Raw genomic sequence first — 24471 nt, 5'->3', positions numbered from 1 at the left:
GCCATCCTTTCGGCGAGCGGGTCGATACGGTTTACGGACGTGCCGGGTCCTGGAATTCGGCGAGCCGCTGCAACAGCTTCACGGCCGCCGCGAGCTCGGCCTGTTCCGCCGCCGACAGTTGCGCGTGCAGCGCACGGAACAGCCAGTCGTCCTTGGCCGCGCGGTTCGCTTGCAGCACCTTGCGGAAGCCAGGCGTGAGCGCGATCAGCGTCTGCCGGCCGTCGGTCGGATCGGGCGCGCCGGCGACCGCGCCGAGCGCCTCCAGCGTCGCGACCGTCACGCGCATCGACTGCGGACGCACGCTTTCGGCACGTGCGAGCGCCGACACGGTTGCCGGGCCGTCGCGATCGAGCCGCAGCAACACCGATTTCTGCGAGGACGTGAGGTCGTTCGGATGGGCCTGCTCCCGCATTCGCCGCATCAGCTTGCCGACCGAGATGCGGAGTTCGCCGGCGAGGCCGGCCAGCGGCAGCGTGTCAGGGGGAGACAAGGGGGAATTCATGAATTCAAGATAGCATATCGACAGCCAAACTGTACAGTTTGACTGTATATTTCATCGCGTAAGGATCGGAGCACCCGCACCCGCTTTCGCCGCGATGCCGCCCCCGTCCGGCCGCTCGAGCCGGCTCTGCGATAATGCGGGCTTCTCCCGTTTCCGCGCCGCCTTCCGCCATGACGCAGCCGTCCGCCCCGTTCTCCACCGACCTGCCGCCGATCTCGTGCCTGCCCGGCGACGCGCTGCCGTGGCTGCCGATGAGCGCCGACCTGCCGGGGCTCGCGATCAAGTACCTGCACATCAACGCGGCCGAGGACACGCTCACCGCGCTGCTGAAGATGCCGGCCGGCGGCACGCTGCCGCGCCATCGGCATGATGGCGAGGTGTTCGTCCATACGCTGCAGGGTGCATGGCGCTACCGCGAATACGACTGGGTCGCGCACGCCGGCTCGACGGTGCTCGAACCGGCCGGCTCGGTGCATACGCCGGAAACGCTCGGCGCGCCGGGCGAGGACGTGATCACGCTGAACGTGATGCGCGGCGACCTCGTGCTGCTCGACGACGACGGCCGCGAAACGGCGCGCGAGAACTGCCGCGTCGCGCTGCTGCGCCAGCGCAAGCATGCGCGTACGGCGCCGGATGCGGCCACGGCGTTCGTTACGCGGTAAGACTCGGGACAGGCGTCGGCGCGGCGCGATCCGCGCGATACGGCCGCACCCGATCGCCAGGATGGCCACCGACGTCCTTCGCCCGCTTCGCCGGCCGCTCCGCGCGTTATCGGAAACGCCTGAAAAACCGCCGAATATCGTCGGCAAGCAAATCCGGTTCTTCCATCGCCGCGAAATGACCGCCGCTCGGCATGTCGGTCCACTGCGCCACGTCGAACACGCGTTCGAGCCAACCGCGCGGCGGACGGCTGATTTCCTTCGGAAAGCGCGCGAACGCGACCGGCACGCCCGCGCCCAGATCGCCGCCCTGCGCGCCAAAGCGTCGGTAGCCAAGGCCGGCCATCAATTCCGCCCAGCAGTCGGCGACCTGAAGCGCCGACGTGCCGGGCGCCGTCGGCGCCGGAGAAAACAGGAAGCCGGGCAGCGACGGCGCGACGATGTCGAATGCGTCGTCCGGATCGCCGCCGAACGCGGCCGGATCGCACAGGCGATCGATCAGCGCGTGGAATTCGAATGCGGAACCGGGCCAGCCGTGCGTGACGACGAGCGGATAGGGTTTCGGGCCGGTGCCGCGCCGATGCACGAAATGCACGCGCCGGCCGTCGACGTCCGCGACGAATTGCGGCAGCCGGTTCAGCGCGCGTTCCGCCGCACGCCAATCGAACCCGTCGGCCCAGTACGCGGCCAGCTCGCGCAGCCACGCACCCTCGACGCCCTGCTGCCACGGCTCGGCAGGCGTCAGGTTCGGCGGGCGGGTGTCGCGCAGGCGTCGACGCAGTTCGTCAAGTGCTTGATCGGGTATCGCAATGTCGAACGGCTCGGCGTGCATCGTGTCTCCTCGCGAAACATGTCGACGAAATTCTGCGCGATTTTTCCGACCCGCGCTGGCGTGCGGCCGCGCGCGTCAGCCCGTTTCCCGCTCATCCGCCCGTGCGTCGCGCCGCAACGCCTGCGGCGGCACGCCGAACCCGCGCACGAACGCGTCGCGCATGTGCCGGCGGTCACGAAAGCCGTTCTCCTTCGCGATCACGTCGAGCGGATGGCGGCTCTGTTCGATCATCAGCCGCGCCGATTCGAGCCGCAGCCGCTCGATCGCCTTCGCCGGCGACTGCCCGGTTTCAAGCGTAAACACGCGGCTGAACTGGCGCGGGCTCAGGTGCACGGCCTCGGCCAGCTCCTCGACGGTCAGCGCGCGGCCGAGATTTTGCCGCGCGTAGTTCAGCGCGTTCTGGATCCGGTCGGATTTCGGCGCAAGCTCGAGCATTTCCGAATGCTGCGACTGGCCGCCGGCGCGGCGCTGATGCATCACCAGCTTGTGCGCGACCGACCGCGCGGCGTCGGCGCCGAGGTCCTTTTCCACCATCGCGAGCGCGAGATCGAGGCCGGCCGTCATTCCGGCCGACGTCCAGATCGGGCCGTCGACGATGAAGATCCGGTCGTCCTCGACGCGAATCTCCGGGTAGTGCCGCTGCATGTCGCGGCCGAACGCCCAGTGCGTGGTCGCGCGACGCTGCGCGAGCAACCCGGCCTCGGCCAGCACGAACGCGCCCGTGCAGATGCCGGCGATCCGCCGCGCATGCGCATTCGCGCGGCGCAGATAGGCGACGACGCCGGCCGGTGCCGGCGCGGCGAGCGGATCGTTGACGCCCGCGACGATCCACGTGTCGACGCCGAGCCGCCCGCGCAGCGCGCGCGTGGCGACCGACAGCCCGAGCGACGAGCGCACGTCGCCGCCGTCGACCGAATAGTTGTCCATCGTGTAGAACGGCGCGTCCATGCCCACGTTCGCGTACTCGAACACCGACTGCGCGGCGAGCGCCATGATCTGGAAGCCGTCGCTGATCAGAAAGCCGATTCGGTGCATCTGCGTTCTCCGGTTTCGTGCCGAATGGCCCGATGTCCGGAATCATACCCATCTACGTCATTTGTGTCGCCGCGTTTCGAGGCCAGAATGCCTTCACGCCATCCGGCCATCCTCATCGAAACGGAGCACATCATGACGCAAGCACATCGCGGTACCGCCCTCATCACCGGCGCGTCGTCGGGCATCGGCGCCGTCTACGCCGATCGCCTCGCGCGCCGCGGCTACGACCTGATCCTGGTCGCACGCAACCGCGACCGGCTGAACGCCCTCGCCGAGCGCATCACGAACGACACGCAGCGCGGCGTCGAGATCGTCGACGCGGACCTCAACGACCGCGCGGCGCTCGCCGCCGTCGAAGCGAAGCTGAAACAGGACGCGAGCATCACGCTGCTCGTGAACAACGCGGGCATCGGCACGCATGCGCCGCTGCTCGACAGCGACGTCGACGCGATGACGCGGATGATCGACCTGAACGTGACCGCGCTCACGCGGCTGACCTATGCGGCCGTGCCCGGCTTCGTCGCACGCGGCCGCGGCGCGGTGATCAACATTTCGTCGATCGTCGCGATCTCGCCGGAAACGCTGAACGGCGTGTACGGCGGCAGCAAGGCGTTCGTGCTCGCGTTCAGCCAGTCGCTGCATCACGAACTCGCCGACAAGGGCGTGCAGGTGCAGGCCGTGCTGCCCGGCGCGACGGCCACCGATTTCTGGCAGACGGGCGGCCTGCCGCTCGAGCATCTGCCGAAGGAAATCGTGATGACGGCGCCGGACATGGTCGATGCGGCGCTGGTCGGGTTCGATCGCGGCGAACTCGTGACGATCCCGTCGCTGCACGCGGGCGACGAATGGGACGCATACGAGGCCGCGCGCCGCACGATGGCGCCGCACCTGTCGGCCGATACGCCCGCGCCGCGCTACGCGGCCGTGCGCTAGCCGGACGGTATCGGCATCGCGCCCGGGCCAGGCCAGCATCTCGCGTGGCCGTTGCTCACCGAGCGGGGGCCGGCCGGCATCGTCCGGCCCGCCGCGTCGATGCATCCGGCGCAGGTCGATCAACGCGGCGCGTGCGCCGGCTCCCGCGGCGTCGCGCGCACGCCCAGCAGCATCGCCACCGCGCACGCGGCCAGCAATCCGGCGATCATCAGCATCGCCGCATCCATGCTGCCGGTGCGCGTGCGGATCACGCCGACGATCCACGGCGTGATCATCCCGCTCGATACGCCGATGCTGCTGATCAGCGCGATCCCGCCCGCCGCGCCGGCCCCCGCGAAATACGCGGACGGCACGGCCCAGAACACCGGGTGCGCGGCGAAGATCAGCATCGCCGCGATCGACAGCAGCGCCATCATCGCGACGATGCTCGGCAGGTGCAGCGTCAGCAACGCGAGCGCCACCGCGCCGCCGAATGCGCACACGGCGAAATGCCGGCGGCGTTCGCGCTTGCGGTCCGAGCGCCGCGCGATCGCGATCAGCCCGGCCGCGCCGATCGCGTTCGGCACGATCGACAGCAGGCTGATGTGCACGACATCGTGAATGCCGAATTCGCGAATCATCAGCGGCATCCAGAACAGCAGCATCAGCAGCGCGGTCGTCAGCGAGAAATAGATGAACGCGAACAGGTAAGTGCGCGGTTCGGTCAGCACCTGCCGCAGCGAAACAGCCGCGTGCGCGGGCGCATCCGCGCGATCGGCGGCCAGATCGGCCGCGAGCCGCTGCCGGTCGTCGCCGGACAGCCAGCGCGCGTGTTCGGGGCGGTCGCACAGCCAGAACCATGCGATCACGCCGAGCAGGATCGCGGGCGCGCCCTCGATCGCGAACATCCATTGCCAGCCGTGCAGCCCGAGCACGCCGGACATCCCGCGCATCAGCCAGCCCGATAGCAGCCCGCCGATCATCCCGGCCACCGCGACGCCCGCGTAGAAGATCGACAGCACCGACGCGCGACGGCGCGCCGGATACCAGTACGTCAGGTAGAACACCACCCCGGGGAAGAAACCGGCTTCGAACAGCCCGAGCAGGAAGCGCAGCACGTAGAACTGCTTGGCGCTGTCGACGGTGATCATCGCGACCGACACCGCCCCCCACAGGACCATGATCCGCGCGAACGTGCGGCGCGCGCCGAAGCGGCGCAGCAGCGCGTTGCTCGGCACCTCGAACAGCACGTAGCCGACGAAGAACAGCACCGCGCCGAGGCTGTACATCGCGTCGGTCAGGCCGAGATCCTGCCGCATCTGCAACTGCGCGAAGCCGATGTTGCTGCGATCGAGGATCGACACGATGTAACAGACGAACAGGAACGGCACGATGCGCATGCCGATGCGGCGGTAAAGCGCGTCGTTGCCGGACGCGGCGGGGCCGGACGCAGCCGCGTGCGCGGCGTCCGCTTGCAGGGGGATGGACATCGATCGTCTCCTCGATGGATGCGAATACGGGCCGGACGTGAAACGCGACGCCGGTCGCCGCCGCCCGCCGACGGCGACCGGCCGAAATCGACGGTCAACCGCGCCGCGCGGATTCGCCCTTCACGCCCGCCATCAGCGCCACGCCGCTCGCGACCAGCAGCGCGGCCAGCAGATACACGGCGAGATCCATGCTGCCCGTGCGCGTGCGGATCATCCCGATCACCCACGGGCTGACGATGCCGCTCGTGATCCCGATGCTGCTGATCAACGCGATCCCGGCCGCGGCCGCGTGGCCGGACAGGTAGCGGGTCGGCACGGCCCAGAAGATCGGCAGCGCGGCGAAGATCAGCGTCGCCGCGATCGACAGGCATGCAAGCATCGCCGCGAAGCTGTGCAGGTGCAGCGTCAGCGCCGCGAGCGCGAGGCCGCCGCCGATCGTGCAGCACGCGAAGTGCTTGCGGCGCTCGCCGGTGCGATCCGAGCGGCGCGCGATCAGCACCAGCCCCACCGCGCCCACCGCATTCGGCACGACCGTGTAGAGGCTCACGGCGACGACGTCGGTCACGCCGAAGTCGCGGATCATCAGCGGCATCCAGAAATTGAGCGTCAGCGATGCGCAGGTCAGCGAGAAATAGATGAACGCGAACAGGTACACGCGCGGGTTCGCGAGCGCGGCCATCACGCTGCGTCCGTCGTGCGCGTTGCCGTGTGCGCGGCCTTCGGCGCACAGCGCGGCGACGCGGGCCTTTTCGTCGGACGTGAGCCACGTCGCGTCCTGTGGCCGGTCGACGAGGAACGTGAACGCGGCGAACGCGAGCAGGATCGCCGGCGCGCCTTCGATCGCGAACATCCACTGCCAGCCGTGCAGCCCGAGCACGCCGCTCATGTCGCGCATGATCCAGCCGGACATCAGGCCGCCGAGCACGCCGGCCACCGCGACGCCCGCGAAGAACACGGAGATCGCCGCCGCACGCCGGTTCGTGGGGAACCAGTAGGTCAGGTACAGCACGATGCCGGGGAAGAAGCCGGCCTCGAACACGCCGAGCAGGAAGCGCAGCACGTAGAAATGCGACGGCTGCGACACGAACATCATCCCGGTCGACGCGAGGCCCCACAGCAGCATGATCCGCGTGAACGTGCGACGCGCGCCGAACCGCGCGAGCAGCATGTTGCTCGGCACTTCGCAAAACACGTAGCCGACGTAGAACACCGCGGCGCCGAGGCCGTACATCGCATCGCTGAAGCCGAGATCGTGCTTCATCTGCAACTGCGCGAAGCCGATGTTGATGCGGTCGAGGAACGACACGACGTAGCAGAGGAACAGGAACGGGACGATCCGCCACGCGATCTTGCGGAACAGCAGCGCGTCGTCGAGTGCGGATGCGGAAGCCGGCGCCGACGCGCTCGCGTGCGCGAGCGTCGCTTCGGCGGGAAGCGATTGAGGCATGTCTCTCTCCAAACGGGCCGCGCGATATCGAGCGCGCGGCAGTCTCCGAGGGCGTGCATGCGCCCTGCTTTCTTGTGAGACCGGATACGGATGCCGGCGCCGCGGCGCGATGCCGCCGCGGATGCCGCAACCCTCAGTGAAACGGCGAGGCGATCATGTCAACGCCGCCTCGCCGCCGCGTGCCGTTCACTCCTGCAGCGCGGCCCACATGTCCTTGTCGCGCTGCGCGGTCCAGATGCGCGGATGCGCGATGCCGCTCGCCTCGTCGAACGCGCGCGACACGTCGAACGGCAGACAGTGCTCGTAGATGAACACGTGGCCGAACTTCGGGTCCATCGCTTCGCGCGTGAGCGCCATCGCCGCCTTCAGGTCGAGATTGCGCTCGACGGCCTTGCGGCCCTGCGCGAGCAGCGTCGTGACGAAATCCTTCGTGTAGTCGAGGCCCTTGTTCACTTCGGCCGGATTCAGCAGCGCCGGGCCGCGGCCCGGCACGAGCTTCTCGGCGCCGAGCGCGCGCAGCGCCTCGAGCGTGGCCGGCCACTGTTCGAGCTGGGCGTCGCCGCAATAGCACGCGGCGTCGTATTCGACGAGGTCGCCCGAGAACAGCACCTTCTGCGACGGCAGCCACACGATCGTGTCGCCCTTCGTGTGGCCCGAGCCGACGTGCATGATCTTCACTTCGAGCTTGCCGAGGAACAGCGTGATCTCGCGCTCGAACACGAGCGTCGGCCAGGTCAGGCCCGGCACCGTCTCGACGCCGGCGAACAGGCGCGGGAAGCGCTCGATTTCCGACTTCATGTCGGCCTCGCCGCGCTCGACGATCATCTCGTACGTGCCGCGGCTCGCGATCACGTGCTGCGCGCCTTCGTCGAAGTACGCGGACGCGCCGAGCACGCGCACCGCATGGTAGTGCGACAGCACCACGTGCTTGATCGGCTTGTCGGTCACGCTGCGGATCTTCGCGATCAGGTCCTGCGCCATCGCGGGCGTCGCGGTCGTGTCGACGATCAGCACGCTGTCGTCGCCGATGATCACGCCCGAGTTCGGGTCGCCTTCGGCTGTGTACGCGTACGCGTTCTCGGACAGCTTCGTCCAGGTGACTTTCTTCTCTTCCAGATCGGCTTGGGAGGCGAATGCTTTGGCCATTGTGCGTTCCGTGGCTGCGAGCCATGTGTTGAGGGGAATGAGCGGATCATCTGCCCGCCCCGAATATTTGTCAATGGCAAATCGGCTTGCTATTGTTTAATACGGGTAAACCTGCGGGGCTGGCGCCAAAAACGGCGTCGGATACCATGCGGGGTTTCGTCAACGGAAGAATCATCGCGTGCAGAACCACGAAGTCAGCGCGGACGATGCGCCGCCCAAGGCGCAGCGCGGCATCCAGAGCGTCGAGGTCGGCGGCCGGCTGCTCGACGCGCTCGCGCGCCGGCGCAAGCCGCTCGGGCTGTCGGAGCTGGCCGCCGCGGCCGATCTCTCCACCGCGCAGGCGCACACCTATCTCGTGAGCCTGACGCGGCTCGCGCTCGTGAAGCGCGATGCGATCACCGGCAACTACGAGCCGGGCCCGCTGTCGCTGCGGCTCGGGCTGATGTCGATCGAGCGCCAGCCGGCCTACCGCGCGACGCTGCCGCATGCGGCGCGGCTCGCGGAAACGGTCGGCCTGAGCGTCGCGCTGTCGGTGCCGGGCGTGCTCGGCCCGACGATCGTGCGCATCGAGCACGGTGGCTATCCGCTACACATGAACCTGCACGTCGGTTCGGTGATGTCGCTGGACACCACGGCGACCGGCCGGGTGTTCCGCGCGTTCGGCGACGCCGCGCAAATCGGTGCGATGGCGGCCAGTCAGGCCGGCGCGGGCGATACGCTCGCCGGCGCCGAACACGCATCGCGCGTGACGGACGCCGACGCGCGACACGCGGACCTCGACGCCATCCGCGCGCGCGGCATCGAACGCAGCATCGACCGGCCGAGCCCGGGCGTCAGCGGGATGTGCGTGCCCGTTCTCGATGCGCACGGGCGCCTGCAGCTCGCGTTGACCGTGATCGGTTCGACGGGATCGATCGATGTCGACTGGGATGGCCCGATCGCGGCGGCGTTGCGCGATGCGGCGCGGCAGGCCACCGCGTCGCTCGGCGCGGAACCGGCGGAGCCGGTGCCCGCGCCGGCGCCGGGCACCGCGCGCGTACCGCCCGCGCTGGGCGACGACGCGAAGGCGCAGCGCGGGATCAATGCGCTCGACAGCACCGGCGACCTGCTGCTCGCGCTGGTGTCGGCCGGCCGCGCATTGCCGCTGCGCGATCTCGCGACGGCGGCCGGCATGCCGGCCGCGAAGGCGTTTCCGCATCTGGTCAGCCTGCAGAAAATCGGCCTGCTGGGTCGCGACGACGCCGGCTGCTTCAACGGCGGCCCGCTCGCGCAGGCGCTCGGGCTGATCGCGATGCAACGCGTGTCGCCGACGCGCGACGCGGAAGCGGAGATCGTCGCGCTCGCCGGCGCGACCGACATGAGCGTGGCCGCCGCGACGCTCGGGCCGCTCGGGCCGACCGTGATCCGGCTGGAAGAATCGGCGCGGCCGCAGCACGTGAGCCTGCAGGTCGGCACCGTGATGTCGCTCGTCAATACGGCGATCGGGCGGATTTTCGCGTCGGGCATGTCCGACGACGTGCTGGCCGACCTGCTCGCCAACGAGCCGGTGCGCCTCGCCGGCGCGCGCACCGCGCCGGACGACGCGGCCTTCCGCTCACGGCTCGCGGCGATCCGCGCGGACGAACTTGATTTCGCGTTCGACGCGCCGGTGCCCGGCATCGGGACGATCGCCGCGCCGGTGTTCGATCACACCGGCAGCATCCGGCTCGTGATCGCGATCATCGGCTCGTCGCGCGGCTTCCCGCGCGGGCCGGACAGCGAGCTGGCGCAAGCACTGCGCGCCGCGACGCGACGGCTGTCCTGGCGCTTCGGGTGGATCGGCCGGTAGCCGCGCCCTTTCCCCACACCGTACGTTCGAATCCCTTTCTTTCTGCCCGCGGGGCCGTGCCGGCGCGGCCTCGTCACGCCTATCCGACACGCGCGGACAGCCAATATTCATGTTGCGCGGCAGCAACATAAATTGTCAGTAATTCTCATATAACGAAATCGCATTTCACAAGGCGAGGCCGTTTCGCTATGATTAGGGTTATCCCTAACTCGCCACCTATATGGGGCTTCGTCATGCAAACGTCTAATGTCTCCGATCGTTCCACCCAATCCACTGGCTGGCTCGCACGTGTTGGCGAGCTGCTTGCGGAAGCCTGGGCACTGCACCTCGAGAACTGCGAAGTCATCGCTGAAGCACACGCGCGCCTGCCGCGCTGAGCGAACCGCCAGCCGCCTGATGCGTTTGCGCTGACGCGCACCGCGAGCGGCTGTTGCACCGGGCACCGGACGGGTGCGCCGGTCGGATAGGAAGAGGCCAGCCGCGCCCGTCCCGGCCGAATACGCTCGCCGCGCGGCGAGCGTTTCAAGATCGTGTCGAGGCCGCGTTTCAGGCCGATATAGGCGCCGATTCGTATGTATCGGCGCGAACCGCTTGCTGCAAGCCGGTTGCCCGCATGAAAAGCCACGGCGATTAGCGCCCGGCAATCGTAATCGGAAGATTCATCCGTTTTTGTGGGTCAACGGCCCGTCTTCACGGCCAGCCTTCCCTTTCAGCCTTTCACCGGTTACGTTCGCGCCAGTGCCTCGCCGCATCCGCGCGCCGTTGCCACGCCGGTCGCGCTTCCATCTCCCTTCCGTCACACCTGAATCGAAGGCACATCCTTCATGCACCGCAGCGCGAACATCGAACGGCTGTGGCGGATGCTCGATATCCGGTACAGCTTTTCGCGCAGGAAGCGTTCGTAGCCCGCCGTGCCGTCCACCGCGACCTTGATCCAGTAGTCGTACTCGCCCGACACCAGATACGCCTCGAGCACTTCCGGCAGCGCCGCCAGTTCGGCGCCGAAGCGCGCCAGCGCGTCGTCCTCATGGCGATCGAGCGTGACTTCGAGAATCACGATGTCCGCATAACCGAGCTTGCGCTGGTTGACCAGCGCGACATAGCCGTCGATGTAGCCGTCGAGTTCGAGTTGCCGCGTGCGGTTCCAGCAGGCGGTGGTCGACATGCCGATCTGTTCGGCCAGTTCGGCGTTCGACAGACGCGCATTTTTCTGCAATGCCCCGAGGATCTTGCGGTCCTGATTGTCGAGCGTTTTCGGCGTGCGTTCGCGGGTAGCCATGGCGAGAAGAATCTTCTACTGGAAATCGGCATTCTATCTGAACGACATTCCGGTTTCAGGTCCGTTTTGCTGGAAAACAGGAAGCCTTTTAACCGGGCCGCTTGATACATTTTCTCCATGCCTGCTGCCCGGCACGCTCCCCGCGACCACCCCTCGCAGCGGGACGCACGACCGCAATCACGAGTTGCGGTGCCGGCCGGCAGGCATGCGATTCCCCGCCGCCCGCACGCCTATCCGACCGCGTGCGGGGCCGGTGCCTGCTTCCCCGTTCCTGCCCGTTCGTCATGTCGTTCAAGCTTTATCTGTCGTTCCTCGCTGCTTCCGTCGTCCTCATCTACGCGCCCGGCCCCGTCAACCTGCTCACGATGAACCAGGCGCTGCGCACCGGCTGGCGCCGCGCGCTGCCGTGCGTCTGGGGCGGCACGCTCGCCGTGCTGCTGCAACTCGCGCTGACCGCGCTGTGCCTGAATTCGCTGGTCCACCTCGACGAACACGCGCTGACCGTGCTGCGGTGGGCCGGCGCCGCGTATCTCGTCTGGCTCGGCGCCAGGCAATGGCTGAATCGCGCGCCGGCCGGCGCAGCCGCGGCACCGGCCGACACCGGCGCCGACACCGGAACGGCAAGCGCCGCGCCGGACACCGACACCGGGCGCGCGCTGTTCTGGCGCGGCGTCGCGACTTCCGGGCTGAATCCGAAAACGCTGCTGTTCTTTCCGTCGTTCTTTCCGCAATTCATCAGCCCGACTGCCGACTGGAGCCTGAACGGCCAATATCTGCTGCTCGCCGCGACGTTCGCGCTGCTGTTCGCGGGCGGCGTCGCGTCGATGGCGCTGTTCTCGCACCGGCTGAGCCGCGCGTTGCAGCGGCCGGCGCGCATGCGTGCGATGAACCGCGTGACGGGCGGACTGCTCGTCGGGATGGGCGCGATCATGGTCGGCTGGAACTGAGAACGCCGACGCGTGCCTTTCCGCGCGACCATGCGCGCCGTACCCGGCGGCGACACCGCCAGTACAATCGCGCGATGTCCGAATTGCTCACTTACGGCGGCCTGTTCGCCGTGTCGATGGTCGCCGCGACCCTGTTCCCGCTCCAGTCCGAAGCCGTGCTCGCCGGCCTGCTGCTTGCCGGGCGCGAACCCGTGTGGGCGCTGGTGCTCGTCGCGAGCGTGGGCAACGTCGCCGGCTCCGCGATCAACTGGGCGCTCGGGCGCGGCATCGAGCACTTTCGCGAGCGCCGCTGGTTTCCGGTCAAGCCGTCCGCGCTCGCGCGCGCCGAGCGCTGGTATGCGCGCTACGGCCGCTGGTCGCTGCTGCTGAGCTGGGCGCCGGTGATCGGCGATCCGCTGACGATGATCGCCGGCGTGCTGCGCGAGCCGCTGCCGACCTTTCTCGTCATCGTGACGATCGCGAAAGTCGGCCGCTATCTGGCCGTCGCGTGGCTCGTCACGCACTGATCTGCGCTGTCCCTTCCCGCGCCTGCCGGTCCGCGATTCGCGACCACCGCTAAAGATTTCGAGAAAGTTGCCGTATTAACGGGTCCACGAGCGGTGACGCGTGCGTTCCGCCCCCTCTCACTCCCACTCAGGATGTTCCATGAGACTGACCCAACTGGGCCGGGTGAGCGTCGGCGCGCGTCTGGCCGCGCTCGCGTGCGCGCTCGTCGCCCTGCTGTTTACCGTGTTCGCGTGGACACTCGCCCATTTCGCCGGCCAGCAACTCGCCGATGAAGCACATAAGCGGATCGACGACAGGGAGCAGATCACCGCCGCCGTGCAGCAGAGCGCCGAGCATGCGGCGCAAGCCAACGCGCTGGTTGCGGACGCATCGGCCGCCGCGACGAACGGCGACACCGCGGTGCAGCGCGTGGTCGCGACGATGGACGACATCGGCCGCGCGACGCGCCGGATCGCGGAGATCACCGGCGCGATCGAAGGCATCGCGTTCCAGACCAACATCCTCGCGCTGAACGCGGCCGTCGAGGCCGCCCGCGCGGGCGAACACGGCAAGGGCTTCGCGGTGGTCGCGGCCGAGGTGCGCGCGCTGGCGCAGCGCAGCGCGGCCGCCGTCAAGGAAATCGACGCGCTGAGCGCCGAATCGTCGACGACCGTCGAACAGGGTTACCGGATCGCGGACGCCGCGCGCGGCACGATGCGCGACATCGTCGCGCGGGTCGACCAGGTCCGCACGCTGATCGCCGAGATCAGCGCCGCGTCGCGCGAACAATCGACCGGGATCGAGCAGGTGAACCTGGCCGTCACGCAGATCGGCGAAGCGACGCAGCAGAATGCGACGCTGATCTCGGACGCCGAGCGCGCGGCCGTCGCGTTGCGCGACCAGGCCGCGCACCTGTCGGACGCCGTCAGCGTGTTCCGGCTCGAACGCAGCGCGTGACGGACAGCCGGCGATCGAGCCGGGCCGGGCGGCTCGCCTACTTCTTGTCGCCCGCCAGGTCGATCGCCGTGTTCGAGCCGACCGCATTGCGCAACTGGAACTTCTGGATCTTGCCGGTCGACGTCTTCGGCAGCTCGCCGAAGCGCACGACCTTCGGCACCTTGAAGCCCGCGAGCAATTGCCGGCAGTGCGCGACGATCTCCGCCTCGGTCGCACTCATGCCGTTACGCAGTTCGACGAACGCGCACGGCACCTCGCCCCATTTCGGGTCGGGCATCGCGACGACCGCGGCCACCTCGACGGCCGGATGCCGGTACAGCGCGTCCTCGACCTCGATGCTCGAGATGTTCTCGCCGCCGGAGATGATGATGTCCTTCTTGCGATCCTTGATCCGGATATAGCCGTCCGGCATCAGCACCGCGAGATCGCCCGTATGGAACCAGCCGCCGTGGAACGCCTCGTCGGTCGCCTTCGGGTTCTTCAGGTAGCCCTTCATGCAGATGTTGCCGCGGAACATGATCTCGCCGAGCGTCTCGCCGTCCGCCGGCACCGGCGTCATCGTGTCGGGATCGAGCACCGTCGCGCCTGCTTCGAGGTGGTAGCGCACGCCCTGGCGCGCATTCAGCCGCGCGCGTTCCTCGTCGGACACTTCGTCCCAGTGCGACTGCTTCGCGCAGACGGTCGCCGGGCCGTAGACCTCGGTCAGCCCGTACACGTGCAGCAGGTCGAAGCCGATCTCCTTCATCTTCGCGATCACGGCCGGCGCGGGCGCCGCGCCCGCGACCATCGCGTGCACCGTATGGTCGATCCCCGTGCGCAATTCGGCCGGCGCGTTCGCGATCGCGCTCTGCACGATCGGCGCGCCGCAGTAATGCGTGACGCGCTCGCGGCGGATCAGGTCGAACACGGTCTTCGCGTCGAACTTGCGCAGGCACACGTTCACGCCGCCGCGCGCCGCGACGGCCCACGGAAAACACCAGCCGTTGCAATGGAACATCGGCAGCGTCCACAGATACACCGCGTGCTTCGGCATGTCCCATTCGAGGATGTTGCTGATCGCCGCGAGATACGCGCCGCGATGGTGGTAGACGACGCCCTTCGGGTCGCCGGTCGTGCCCGACGTGTAGTTCAGCGCGATCGCGTCCCATTCGTCGGCGGGCGGCGTCCAGGCGTAGTCGGGGTCGCCGCCGGCCACGAACGCCTCGTAGTCGGTCGCGCCCGCGAAGCGGTCGGGGTCGGCCGGCATCGCGTCGGCCACGCTGACGATCTTCAGGCCCGGCACCTCGAGCGCCGCGCGATGCGCGAGCTCCGCGTATTCGGTGTCGACGATCAGCACCTTCGCCTCGCCGTGACGCAGCATGAACAGCACCGACGACACGTCGAGCCGCGTGTTGATCGTGTTCAGCACGGCGCCGGCCATCGGCACGCCGAAGTGCGCCTCGACCATCGCCGGGATGTTCGGCAGCAGCGCCGCGACCGTGTCGCCGCGCTCCACGCCGGCCTGCGCGAGCGCGCTCGCCAGTTGCTTCGCGCGCGTGCAGGTCTCGCCCCACGTGCGCCGCACGTCGCCGTGCACGATCGCGAGGCGCTCGCCGTAGACTTCGGCCGCGCGGATCAGGAAATCGATCGGCGTGAGCGGCACGTAATTGGCATCGCGGCGGCCGAGCCCGGCCTCGAACATCTGCGTCATGATCCTGTCTCCCGTGTTCTGTCGACCGGGATGCGTGCACCCCGGATCGTTTTGATGTGGTTCAATTGCCGACAGCCTAACGGGCGTTATTGTGAGCCGTCTGTCATCGAAACGACAGAGTGCCGCTCGAACGCTGCGCGTTATCCCTATCCTCGCAAACCCGCACCCATGCACGACCACTCCGACGCGGCCGCCCGGCCGGCCGACACGCTCCCCGAACCGGGCCCGCTGCCGCCGCTCGCGACGCTGTTCGGCCAGTGCGCGTGGTTCCGCACGCTGGCGCCCGAACACCAGGCGCTCGTGCTCGCCCAGTCGCACGTCGAGCAGTGCGAAGCCGGCGACGTGATCGCGCACCGGCTCGCGCCGTCCGCATACTGGATCGGCGTCCATCGGGGGCTGCTGAAGCTCGCGATCTTCAACGTGTCGGGACGCGGCTGCACGTTTTCCGGCGTGCCGTCGGGCGGCTGGTTCGGCGAAGGCAGCGTGATCAAGCGCGAGCTGCGCAAGTACGAGGTCGTCGCGATCCAGCGCTCGACCGTGCTGTTCGTGCCGGTCGACACGTTCCACGCGCTGCTCGACACGAGCCTGCCGTTCACGCGCTTCGTGATTCATCAGCTGAACAACCGGATGGGCGAATTCATCGCGTCGATCCAGAACAGCCGGCTGCTCGACGTCGACGCGCGCGTCGCGCAGGCGCTCGCGCAGCTCTTCAACCCCGCGCTGTATCCGGATACCGGCCCGTCGCTGTCGATCTCGCAGGAGGAACTGGGGATGCTCGTCGGCGTGTCGCGCCAGCGGATCAACCAGGCGCTGCAGCAGCTCGAGAAGCTCGGCGCGCTGCGGCTCGCGTACAACCAGATCGAGGTCGTCGATCTCGACGCGCTCGCGCGCTTCGGCATGGAGCAGCTGTGAGCGCCGCCCGAGGCGCGAAACCGTCGCCGTCGCGACCACGCATTCCATCTGCGGAATCGGCCGGCGACCGGCGCGCCCCAACCTGACAATTCCGCCAGTTTCGCGACAGTAACCCGTCGCGGGCCGACGCCTATCATTCGGGTTCCCTTCACCGACGCCTGATCACCGCCTGCCCCGCCGCCTTCATGTGGATCGTCAATCTCGCGCTCAGGCGCCCCTACACGTTCATCGTCATGGCCATCATGATCGTGCTGGCCACCCCGCTTGCGCTGATGCGCACACCGGTCGACGTGCTGCCCGCGATCAACATCCCCGTGATCAGCGTGATCTGGAATTACAGCGGCTTCTCCGCGACGGAGATGACGAACCGCATCACGTCCGTCCATGAACGGATCCTGACGACCACCGTCAACAACATCCAGCACGTCGAATCGACGTCGCTGCCCGGCATCGCGGTCGTGAAGGTGTTCCTGCAACCGGGCGCGAACGTGCAGACGGCGATCGCGCAGACGGTGTCGTCCGCGCAGGCGATCGTGCGGCAGATGCCGCAGGGCGCGACGCCGCCGCTCGTGATCACCTATTCCGCGTCGAGCATTCCGGTGATCCAGCTCGGGCTGTCGAGCAAGACGCTCAGCGAGCAGTCGCTCGCCGACATCGCGCTCAACTTCCTGCGCCCGCAACTGATCACGGTGCCCGGCGTGCAGATTCCGTTTCCGTACGGCGGCCGCACGCGCGTGGTCGCGATCGATCTCGATCCGCAGGCGCTGCAAGCGAAGGGCCTCACGCCGGCCGACATCGTCAACGCGGTCAACGCGCAGAACCTCGTGCTGCCGACCGGCACCGCGAAGATGGGCCAGACCGAATACCGGGTCGACACGAACGCGTCGGCCGATACGATCACCGACATCAGCAACCTGCCGATCCAGACCGTCAACGGCGCGACGACCTACCTGCGCGAGGTGGCGTCGGTGCGCGACGGCTTCGCGCCGCAGACGAACGTCGTGCGCCAGAACGGCCAGCGCGGCGTGCTGATCTCGATCCTCAAAAACGGCGACGCGTCGACGCTCAAGGTCGTGTCGGACCTGAAGGCGCTGCTGCCGAAGGTGATCCCGACGCTGCCCGAAGGGCTCACGATCACGCCGCTGTTCGACCAGTCGGTGTTCGTCAACGCGGCCGTCCAGGGGGTGATCCACGAGGCGCTGATCGCCGCCGTGCTGACCGCGATGATGATCCTGCTGTTCCTCGGCAACTGGCGCAGCACGCTGATCATCGCGATCTCGATCCCGCTGTCGATCTTCACGTCGCTGATCGCGCTGTCCGCGCTCGGCGAAACCATCAACATCATGACGCTCGGCGGGCTCGCGCTGGCGGTCGGCATTCTCGTCGACGACGCAACGGTCACGATCGAGAACATCGAGCGGCACCTCCATCTCGGGACGAACCTGCACGACGCGATTCTCGAAGGCGCGGGCGAGATCGCGGTGCCCGCGCTCGTGTCGACGCTGTGCATCTGCATCGTGTTCGTGCCGATGTTCTTCCTGACCGGCGTCGCGCGCTTCCTGTTCGTGCCGCTCGCGGAAGCCGTGGTGTTCGCGATGCTCGCGTCGTACGTGCTGTCGCGCACGCTGGTGCCGACGCTCGCGATGCTGCTGTTCCGCCCGCAGCAGGCAAGCACCGGCCCCGATCATTCGACGTCGCGCTTCGCGCGCATCCATCACGCGTTCAACCACGCGTTCGAACGGCTGCGCGCGTGGTACATCGTGCTGCTCAGCATCCTGCTCGTGCGCCGCCGCTTCTACGCGCTGTGCTTCCTCGGTTTCTGCGTGCTGTCGACCGGCCTCGTGTTCGTGCTCGGCCGCGACTTCTTCCCGAACGCCGATTCCGGCAACCTCCGGCTGCACATGCGTGCGCCGACCGGCTACCGGATCGAGGAAACCGCGCGGCTCGCCGATCAGGTCGAGCGCGTGATCCGCGAAACCGTGCCGCCCGACGAACTCGGCGCGATCGTCGACAACCTCGGGCTGCCGGTGAGCGGCATCAACCTGTCGTACAGCAACGCCGGCACGATCGGCACGCTCGACGGCGAGCTGCTGATCGCGCTGAAGCCCGGCCACCGCGCGACCGCGCACTACGTGCAGACGCTGCGCAGGCTGCTGCCGCAGCGCTTCCCGGGCGTCGAGTTCTTCTTCCAGCCGTCGGACATCATCACGCAGATCCTCAACTTCGGGCAGCCGGCCGCGATCGACGTGCAGGTGCTCGGCAACGATCTCGCGAGTAACATGACCATTGCGAGCAGCCTGATGAAGAAGATCAGGCAGATCCCCGGCGCCGTCGACGTGCACGTGCTGCAACGCAACGACGAGCCGACCCTGCTGGCCGACATGGACCGTACGCGCATGCAGCAGCTCAATCTCTCCGCGCAGAACGTCGCGCAGAACATGCTGATCTCGCTGTCGGGGAGTTCGCAGACCACGCCCTCGTTCTGGATCAACCCGCGCACCGGCGTGCAGTACCCGCTGCAGATCCAGACCCCGCAATACGACATCGCATCCGTCGACGACCTGCTCGGCACGCCGATCTCCGCCAGCGGGCGCACCGGCACGCCGCCGCAGTTGCTCGGCAACCTGGTGCAGGTGCGCAGTACCGCGAACCCCGCCGTGATCACGCACTACAACATCCGCCCGGCGATCGACGTGTACGTGAGCGTCGAAGGCCGCGATCTCGGCGCGGTCGCGGGCGAGATCGACCGCATCGTGTCCGACGCGCGCGCGTCGCTGCCGCGCGGCACCGGCCTCGCGATGCGCGGCCAGATCGAGACGATGCGCACGTCGTACGTCGGCCTCGGCGCGGGCGTCGCGATGGCGATCGTGCTCGTCTACCTGCTGATCGTCGTCAATTTCCAGTCGTGGCTCGACCCGCTGATCATCATCAGCGCGATGCCGGCCGCGCTCGCCGGCATCGCATGGATGCTGTTCGTCACCGGCACGCACCTGAGCGTGCCCGCGCTGACGGGCGCGATCATGACGGTCGGCGTCGCGACCGCGAACAGCATTCTCGTCGTCTCGTTCGCGCGGCAACGCCTCGCGGCCGGCGCGCCGCCGCTCACGGCCGCGCTCGAAGCCGGCGCGACACGCATCCGCCCGGTGCTGATGACGGCGCTCGCGATGATCATCGGGATGGTGCCGATGGCGCTCGGTCTCGGCGAAGGCGCCGAGCAGAACGCGCCGCTGGGCCGCGCGGTGATCGGCGGGCTGCTGTTCGCGACCGTTTCGACGTTGCTGTTCGTGCCGCTCGTGTTCGGCGGCGTGCATTCACGGCTGGCCCGGCGGCGCGCGCGCCAGGCCGGTCACTGACTTTCGCCCTGCTTTTCACCTACTACCCGGTTGAATTGGTTGAATTCATGGAAGAGAAACATCACAGCGCCGTCGGCATCCAGGTGGACGAACACGGCATGCACCTGCCGGCGCGCGCGTCGGTGTCGCGGCGCGGACGGATCGTCGTGATCGTGATCGGCGTGCTGCTGGCCGCCGGCGCCGCGCGCACCATCGTCGTCAACGTACTGAACCAGCGTCACCTCGACGCGGTCGCCGAGCAGAACACGCGCCAGTACGTGAGCGTCGTGCATCCGGTCGACGCGGCCACCGGCGGCAAGCTGACGCTGCCCGGCACGCTGCGCGGCTTCGTCGAGGCGCCGATCTATGCGCGCGCCAGCGGCTACGTGCTGCGCTGGCAGGCCGACATCGGCGCGCACGTGAAGCAGGGGCAAACGCTCGCCGAACTCGACACGCCGGAGTTGAACCAGGAACTCGCGCAGGCCACCGCGCAGCGCCAGCAGGCGCAAGCGTCGCTCGCGCTCGCGAAGACGTCGTTCGACCGCGCGCAGCAGTTGCGCCAGCGCGATGCCGTGTCGCAACAGGAACTCGACGACCGGCAAGGCGCGTTCAACCAGGGCACCGCGAATCTCGCGGCGGCCGACGCGAACGTGCGCCGTCTCACCGAATTGAAGGGCTTCCAGCGGATCGTCGCGCCGATCGACGGAATCGTCACGCAGCGCAACGTCGACGTCGGCGATCTCGTCAATTCCGGCAACGCGGGCCGCTCGCTGTTCACGGTCGTGCAGGCCGACCGGCTGCGCCTGTACGTGCAAGTGCCGCAGGCGTATGCGCAGCAGGTGAAGGTTGGCCAGCACGTGAGCGTCGCGCAGGCCGAGCTGCCGGGGCGGACCTTCGACGGCACGATCACGCGCACGTCGCAGGCGATCGACGTCGCCACGCGCTCGCTGCAGATCGAGATCACGCTGCCGAACCCGGACGGGCGGCTGCTGCCCGGCGCGTACGTGCAGGCGACGCTGCCGATGACGCCGGTCGGCCGCCTGCAGGTGCCGGCCAATACGCTGCTGTTCCGCGCCGAAGGCCCGACGGTCGCGACCGTCGATGCGAACGGCAAGGTCCGGCTGAAGCAGGTCACGGTCGTGCGCACGATCGGGCAGACGCTCGAAGTCGACGGGCCGATCACGCCGAACGATCGCCTCGTCGCGAACCCGAGCGACGCGCTCGCGACCGGCGACGCGGTCGTCGTGCAGGCGCCGGCGGCGCAGCCGGCCTCGGCCGTCGCGGGAGCGAAGTCGTGAGTGCGATACGCACCCGCGTGCACCCGGCCGCGATCGGCGCCGTCGCGATCGTCGCGGCCGCGATGCTCGCCGGCTGCACGGTCGGCCCGGATTACCGGCGCCCGGCCGTCGACACGCCGGCCGCGTGGCGGCTCGACCCGGCCGACGCATACTGGCACCCGGCCGCGCCGGCCCGCGCGCCGCTCGATCCGGCCTGGTGGACCGCATTCGGCGACGCCCAGCTCGACGCGCTGGAAGCCGATGCGCTGCGCAACAACCAGAACCTGAAAGCGGTGGCCGCGCGCTACGACCAGGCGAAGGCGACGCTCGCGTCGGTCGCATCCGCGCAGTATCCGGCCGTCGGGCTGAACGCGAGCGGCCAGCGCTTCAAGATCTCCGCCGACCGGCCGCAGACCAACTACGCGACGAAAAGCATGTCCACCGTGCAGAACGAGATCCAGGTCGGCGCGGCGGTCAGCTACGAACTCGACCTGTTCGGCCGCGTGCGGCGCAACGTCGAAGCCGCGCAGGCCGGCTCCGAGCAGGCGCGCGACGATTTCGCGAATGCGCGCCTCGTGCTGAGCGCCGATCTGGCATCGAGCTACTTCGCGCTGCGCGAGCTCGACACCGAGATCGACGTCGTCAAGCGCTCGATCGAACTGCAGCGGAAGGCGCTCGATTACGTGAGCGCGCGTCACGACCTCGGCGCGGTGTCCGGTCTCGACCTGTTGCAGCAGCGCGCGCAGCTCGACGCGACGCGCACGCAGGCGCAGTTGCTGATCCAGCAGCGCGCGCAGGTCGAAACCGCGATCGCGACGCTGGTCGGCACGCCGGCCCCCGCGTTCTCGCTGCCGCCTCGCGTGGTGCCGATCAACGCGCCCGCGCTGCCGACCGGCATGCCGAGCGATCTGCTGCAGCGGCGCCCCGACGTCGCGTCGGCCGAGCGCGCGATGGCCGCCGCGAACGCGCAGATCGGCGTCGCGCGCGCCGCGTATTTCCCGCGCATCGCGCTGTCGCCGGACATCGGCTGGGACGCGACCCGTTTCGCGGGCCTGTTCACCGTGCCGGCGCTGCTGTGGTCGGTCGGCGGCTCGCTCAGCCAACCGCTGTTCGAGGGCGGCAAGCTGAAGGCCGGCGTCGATTTCGCGCAGGCCGGCTACGTCGCCGCGCAGGCCAGCTACCGGCAGACCGTGCTCACCGCGTTCCAGGAGGTGCAAAATGCGGTGACCGGCCTGTCGGTGCTCGCGCAGGCGGCCGAGCAGGCATCGGCGGCCGTCGACGACGCGCGCAAGCTCGTGTCGCTCGCGCAGGACCGCTACGCGGGCGGCCTGACGCCGTTCATCGACGTGCTGACGGCCCAGCAGCAGTTGCTGACGAGCGAGCGCCAGGCCGTGCAGATCCAGGGCCAGCGCGCGGCGCTCGTCGTGTTTCTCGCGAAGGCGCTCGGCGGCGGCTGGGACGGCGATGCGTCGAACGGCCCCGCGCCGTCCGACGTCGCGTCGGCGGCCCCGCAGCACGGCGCGGGCGTCGGCCCTTAACCCGGTTACGCGGAATACGAACATGAAAGTGCTGATCGTCGAAGACGAACCGAAAGTCGTCGAATACCTGAAGAGCGGCCTGACCGAGGAAGGCTGGGTCGTCGACACCGCGCTCGACGGCGAGGACGGTGCGTGGAAAGCCGTCGAATTCGACTACGACGTGGTCGTGCTCGACGTGATGCTGCCGAAGCTCGACGGCTTCGGCGTGCTGCGTGCGTTGCGCGCGCAGAAGCAGACGCCCGTGATCATGCTGACCGCGCGCGATCGGGTCGACGACCGCGTGCGGGGCCTGCGCGGCGGCGCCGACGACTACCTGACCAAGCCCTTCTCGTTCCTCGAGCTGATCGAACGGCTGCGCGCGCTGACGCGCCGCGCCCGCGTGCAGGAATCGACGCTGATCTCGATCGGCGACCTGCGCGTCGACCTGATCGGCCGCCGCGCGACCCGCGACGGCGCGCGGCTCGACCTGACCGCGCAGGAATTCCAGCTGCTCGGCGTGCTCGCGCGGCGCAGCGGCGAGGTGCTGTCGAAGACGACCATCGCCGAACTCGTGTGGGACGTGAACTTCGACAGCAACGCGAACGTCGTCGAGACGGCGATCAAGCGCCTGCGCGCGAAACTCGACGGCCCGTTCGCGGACAAGCTGCTGCACACGATCCGCGGGATGGGCTACGTGCTCGAGGCGCGCGAGGACGGCGACGCGGAGAAGCACGCATGAAACGCTCGATCACCCTGCGCCTGTCGGCGATGTTCGGCATCGTGTCGCTGCTCGTGTTCACGCTGGTCGGCTGCGGGCTGTTCGTGATGATGGAGCGCCAGTTGCTCGCCGAGCTGCGCGCGACGATCGACACGCGCGCGAAGGTCGCGCAGATGATCGTGTCGCATGCGACCACGGCCGCGCGCGGCCGCCTGATGCAGGAAAAGCTCGCCGACCTCGAACCGCCCGACGGGTCGACGCGCTATCAGGTCGACAGCCCCGACGCCGATTTCCGCTTCGGCCGTCCCGTCGACGGGGTGCCCGACGGCAAGCCGTTCGGCGCGTTCCAGCAGTACGCGCTCAACAACAGCAGCTACAACGTGATGACGAAGGCCGTCGCGATCGCCGGCAGCGGCGAGCGCCCGGACGTGAAGCTGATCGTCGCGTCGTCGTGCGAGCGCACGCAGCGGATGCTGCGTCGTTTCGTCTGGACGCTGGCCGCGCTGATCGCGACGGCCACCGTCATCACGCTGCTGCTGAGCCGCGCGGTCGCGCGCTTCGGGCTCGCGCCGCTCGACCGGCTGTCGCAGGACGCGGCGAGCGTGAGCGCGACGAACCGCCGCCAGCGGCTGCACACCGACGCGCTGCCGACCGAGCTGCGCGATCTCGCGACGTCGTTCAACGGCGCGCTCGAACGCATCCAGCAAACCTACGCACGGCTCGAAGCGTTCAACGCGGACGTCGCGCACGAGCTGCGCACGCCGATCAGCATCCTGATCGGGCAAACCCAGGTCGCGTTGACGAGCCGCGACCGCTCGGTCGACCGGATGCGCCAGACGCTGCAGTCGAACCTCGAGGAATTCGAGCGGCTGCGCGTGATCATCAACGATATGCTGTTCCTGTCGCGCAGCGACCGCGGCGAACGCGCGACCGACCTGAAGGACGTGTCGCTCGCCGACGAGGTGCGGCGCATGCTCGACTTCCTCGAAATCCCGCTCGACGAGGCGCGGTTGCGCGCCGAGCTGCACGGCGACGCGCGCGCGGCCGTCGATCCGTCGCTGTTCCGCCGCGCGATGACGAACCTGCTGATCAACGCGATCCAGCATTCGGCGCCGGGCGCGACGCTGAACGTGACGATCACTCGCCGCGACACGCTCGTCGAGATGGCCGTGTCGAATCCCGGCGAGCCGATCGATCCGGTGCAGCGCTCGCACGTGTTCGAGCGCTTCTACCGGCTCGAGGAGGCGCGCGCGAACAGCAAGGAAAACCACGGGCTCGGGCTGTCGATCGTCAAGGCCGTGGCCGAGATGCACGGCGGCGGCGTGTTCGTCGCCTGCTCCGGGGGTGTCAACACGTTCGGCTTCTCGGTGTCGACGCAACCCTGGTCGGGCGGGCCGCTGCGTCCGGCCGACGCCGCCGATTCCAGCGATGCGGCCAATCCGGCCGATCCGCGCGGTGCTCGCGCGGCGCCCGTGCCGCGCGCATTGCACTGACGGCGTCGCGCC

General features: G+C 68.7%; 19 protein-coding genes and 1 pseudogene. 12 read left to right on the top strand and 8 right to left on the bottom strand.

Annotated elements, in window-relative coordinates; genetic code table 11:
* Positions 1-31 precede the first annotated feature (31 nt).
* Positions 32-502 carry a MarR family winged helix-turn-helix transcriptional regulator gene (locus CFB89_RS22090; RefSeq protein WP_089469731.1) on the bottom strand — a complete coding sequence of 157 codons (471 nt, stop codon included), beginning with the start codon at positions 500-502 and terminating at the stop codon, positions 32-34.
* Between the two features lie 170 nt (positions 503-672).
* Between CFB89_RS22090 and CFB89_RS22085 the strand changes: the two genes are divergently transcribed.
* The gene (locus tag CFB89_RS22085) at positions 673-1164 is read left to right on the top strand and encodes a 2,4'-dihydroxyacetophenone dioxygenase family protein (RefSeq protein WP_089469730.1); all 492 of its coding nucleotides are present in this window, start codon (positions 673-675) and stop codon (positions 1162-1164) included.
* 106 nt (positions 1165-1270) lie between these two features.
* Here the strand turns inward: CFB89_RS22085 and CFB89_RS22080 are convergent, their stop codons facing one another.
* Both CFB89_RS22080 and CFB89_RS22075 read right to left on the bottom strand, forming a co-directional pair.
* Entirely contained in the window at positions 1271-1993 is a 723-nt protein-coding gene (locus CFB89_RS22080; RefSeq protein WP_089469729.1) for an epoxide hydrolase family protein, read from the bottom strand.
* 75 nt (positions 1994-2068) lie between these two features.
* On the bottom strand, positions 2069-3028 hold the full coding sequence (locus tag CFB89_RS22075; protein ID WP_089469728.1) for a GlxA family transcriptional regulator: 960 nt from the start codon (positions 3026-3028) through the stop codon (positions 2069-2071).
* A 132-nt stretch (positions 3029-3160) separates the two neighbouring features.
* On the opposite strand from CFB89_RS22075, the gene CFB89_RS22070 reads away from it, so the two are divergent.
* Positions 3161-3961, top strand: a complete 801-nt coding sequence (locus tag CFB89_RS22070) for an SDR family oxidoreductase (RefSeq protein WP_089470570.1) — start codon at positions 3161-3163, stop codon at positions 3959-3961.
* A gap of 119 nt (positions 3962-4080) precedes the next feature.
* On the opposite strand, the gene CFB89_RS22065 is transcribed toward CFB89_RS22070, so the two are convergent.
* The 3 genes from CFB89_RS22065 to CFB89_RS22055 all read right to left on the bottom strand — a co-directional run bounded on the left by CFB89_RS22065 (position 4081) and on the right by CFB89_RS22055 (position 8023).
* Positions 4081-5430, bottom strand: coding sequence for an MFS transporter (locus CFB89_RS22065; protein ID WP_089469727.1), 1350 nt, complete (start codon positions 5428-5430; stop codon positions 4081-4083).
* A gap of 94 nt (positions 5431-5524) precedes the next feature.
* Entirely contained in the window at positions 5525-6877 is a 1353-nt protein-coding gene (locus tag CFB89_RS22060; protein WP_089469726.1) for an MFS transporter, read from the bottom strand.
* Positions 6878-7063: 186 nt separating this feature from the next.
* Positions 7064-8023, bottom strand: coding sequence for an MBL fold metallo-hydrolase (locus CFB89_RS22055; RefSeq protein ID WP_050010982.1), 960 nt, complete (start codon positions 8021-8023; stop codon positions 7064-7066).
* Between the two features lie 178 nt (positions 8024-8201).
* Between CFB89_RS22055 and CFB89_RS22050 the strand changes: the two genes are divergently transcribed.
* A complete protein-coding gene (locus CFB89_RS22050) occupies positions 8202-9851 on the top strand; it encodes an IclR family transcriptional regulator (protein ID WP_089469725.1) in 1650 nt (549 codons plus the stop codon).
* 796 nt (positions 9852-10647) lie between these two features.
* Here the strand turns inward: CFB89_RS22050 and CFB89_RS22040 are convergent.
* A complete protein-coding gene (locus CFB89_RS22040) occupies positions 10648-11130 on the bottom strand; it encodes an Lrp/AsnC family transcriptional regulator (protein WP_006479115.1) in 483 nt (160 codons plus the stop codon).
* A 284-nt stretch (positions 11131-11414) separates the two neighbouring features.
* On the opposite strand from CFB89_RS22040, the gene CFB89_RS22035 reads away from it, so the two are divergent.
* The 3 genes and pseudogenes from CFB89_RS22035 to CFB89_RS22025 all read left to right on the top strand — a co-directional run.
* Positions 11415-12077 carry a LysE family translocator gene (locus CFB89_RS22035; RefSeq protein WP_089469724.1) on the top strand — a complete coding sequence of 221 codons (663 nt, stop codon included), beginning with the start codon at positions 11415-11417 and terminating at the stop codon, positions 12075-12077.
* Positions 12078-12151: 74 nt separating this feature from the next.
* A complete protein-coding gene (locus CFB89_RS22030; RefSeq protein ID WP_089469723.1) occupies positions 12152-12583 on the top strand; it encodes a YqaA family protein in 432 nt (143 codons plus the stop codon).
* A 298-nt stretch (positions 12584-12881) separates the two neighbouring features.
* Positions 12882-13520: pseudogene (locus tag CFB89_RS22025) on the top strand (methyl-accepting chemotaxis protein); the annotation flags it as partial.
* 37 nt (positions 13521-13557) lie between these two features.
* Here the strand turns inward: CFB89_RS22025 and CFB89_RS22020 are convergent.
* Positions 13558-15210, bottom strand: a complete 1653-nt coding sequence (locus CFB89_RS22020) for an acyl-CoA synthetase (RefSeq protein ID WP_089469722.1) — start codon at positions 15208-15210, stop codon at positions 13558-13560.
* A 168-nt stretch (positions 15211-15378) separates the two neighbouring features.
* Between CFB89_RS22020 and CFB89_RS22015 the strand changes: the two genes are divergently transcribed.
* The 6 genes from CFB89_RS22015 (at position 15379) to CFB89_RS21990 (ending at position 24459) form a co-directional block, all read left to right on the top strand.
* Positions 15379-16122: a Crp/Fnr family transcriptional regulator gene (locus CFB89_RS22015; RefSeq protein WP_089469721.1), complete on the top strand. Its 744-nt coding sequence runs from the start codon at positions 15379-15381 to the stop codon at positions 16120-16122.
* A gap of 185 nt (positions 16123-16307) precedes the next feature.
* Positions 16308-19475 (top strand): efflux RND transporter permease subunit, encoded by a 3168-nt coding sequence (locus CFB89_RS22010; protein WP_089469720.1) that lies wholly within the window; start codon positions 16308-16310, stop codon positions 19473-19475.
* Positions 19476-19522: 47 nt separating this feature from the next.
* Positions 19523-20752, top strand: a complete 1230-nt coding sequence (locus tag CFB89_RS22005; protein WP_089469719.1) for an efflux RND transporter periplasmic adaptor subunit — start codon at positions 19523-19525, stop codon at positions 20750-20752.
* A 5-nt stretch (positions 20753-20757) separates the two neighbouring features.
* On the top strand, positions 20758-22269 hold the full coding sequence (locus tag CFB89_RS22000; RefSeq protein WP_089470569.1) for an efflux transporter outer membrane subunit: 1512 nt from the start codon (positions 20758-20760) through the stop codon (positions 22267-22269).
* Positions 22270-22291: 22 nt separating this feature from the next.
* Positions 22292-22987 carry a heavy metal response regulator transcription factor gene (locus tag CFB89_RS21995; protein WP_059505120.1) on the top strand — a complete coding sequence of 232 codons (696 nt, stop codon included), beginning with the start codon at positions 22292-22294 and terminating at the stop codon, positions 22985-22987.
* Complete coding sequence (locus tag CFB89_RS21990) at positions 22984-24459, top strand: heavy metal sensor histidine kinase (RefSeq protein ID WP_089469718.1); 1476 nt, start codon at positions 22984-22986, stop codon at positions 24457-24459. The genes CFB89_RS21995 and CFB89_RS21990 overlap by 4 nt, the downstream gene beginning before the upstream one ends.
* Positions 24460-24471 lie beyond the last annotated feature (12 nt).

Origin of the sequence: Burkholderia sp. AU16741 (genome assembly GCF_002223345.1) — a bacterium.
Lineage (GTDB): Bacteria > Pseudomonadota > Gammaproteobacteria > Burkholderiales > Burkholderiaceae > Burkholderia > Burkholderia sola.
This window is presented reverse-complemented; position numbering and strand designations above follow the sequence as displayed.

Coding starts and splice junctions, on each gene's coding strand:
- CFB89_RS22065 (WP_089469727.1), bottom strand. CDS start 5,430: ATGTCCATCCCCCTGCAAGCGGACGCCGCGCACGCGGCTGCGTCCGGC.
- CFB89_RS22035 (WP_089469724.1), top strand. CDS start 11,415: ATGTCGTTCAAGCTTTATCTGTCGTTCCTCGCTGCTTCCGTCGTCCTC.
- CFB89_RS22060 (WP_089469726.1), bottom strand. CDS start 6,877: ATGCCTCAATCGCTTCCCGCCGAAGCGACGCTCGCGCACGCGAGCGCG.
- CFB89_RS21995 (WP_059505120.1), top strand. CDS start 22,292: ATGAAAGTGCTGATCGTCGAAGACGAACCGAAAGTCGTCGAATACCTG.
- CFB89_RS22090 (WP_089469731.1), bottom strand. CDS start 502: ATGAATTCCCCCTTGTCTCCCCCTGACACGCTGCCGCTGGCCGGCCTC.
- CFB89_RS22075 (WP_089469728.1), bottom strand. CDS start 3,028: ATGCACCGAATCGGCTTTCTGATCAGCGACGGCTTCCAGATCATGGCG.
- CFB89_RS22080 (WP_089469729.1), bottom strand. CDS start 1,993: ATGCACGCCGAGCCGTTCGACATTGCGATACCCGATCAAGCACTTGAC.
- CFB89_RS22005 (WP_089469719.1), top strand. CDS start 19,523: ATGGAAGAGAAACATCACAGCGCCGTCGGCATCCAGGTGGACGAACAC.
- CFB89_RS22020 (WP_089469722.1), bottom strand. CDS start 15,210: ATGACGCAGATGTTCGAGGCCGGGCTCGGCCGCCGCGATGCCAATTAC.
- CFB89_RS22015 (WP_089469721.1), top strand. CDS start 15,379: ATGCACGACCACTCCGACGCGGCCGCCCGGCCGGCCGACACGCTCCCC.
- CFB89_RS22055 (WP_050010982.1), bottom strand. CDS start 8,023: ATGGCCAAAGCATTCGCCTCCCAAGCCGATCTGGAAGAGAAGAAAGTC.
- CFB89_RS22070 (WP_089470570.1), top strand. CDS start 3,161: ATGACGCAAGCACATCGCGGTACCGCCCTCATCACCGGCGCGTCGTCG.
- CFB89_RS22085 (WP_089469730.1), top strand. CDS start 673: ATGACGCAGCCGTCCGCCCCGTTCTCCACCGACCTGCCGCCGATCTCG.
- CFB89_RS21990 (WP_089469718.1), top strand. CDS start 22,984: ATGAAACGCTCGATCACCCTGCGCCTGTCGGCGATGTTCGGCATCGTG.
- CFB89_RS22030 (WP_089469723.1), top strand. CDS start 12,152: ATGTCCGAATTGCTCACTTACGGCGGCCTGTTCGCCGTGTCGATGGTC.
- CFB89_RS22010 (WP_089469720.1), top strand. CDS start 16,308: ATGTGGATCGTCAATCTCGCGCTCAGGCGCCCCTACACGTTCATCGTC.
- CFB89_RS22040 (WP_006479115.1), bottom strand. CDS start 11,130: ATGGCTACCCGCGAACGCACGCCGAAAACGCTCGACAATCAGGACCGC.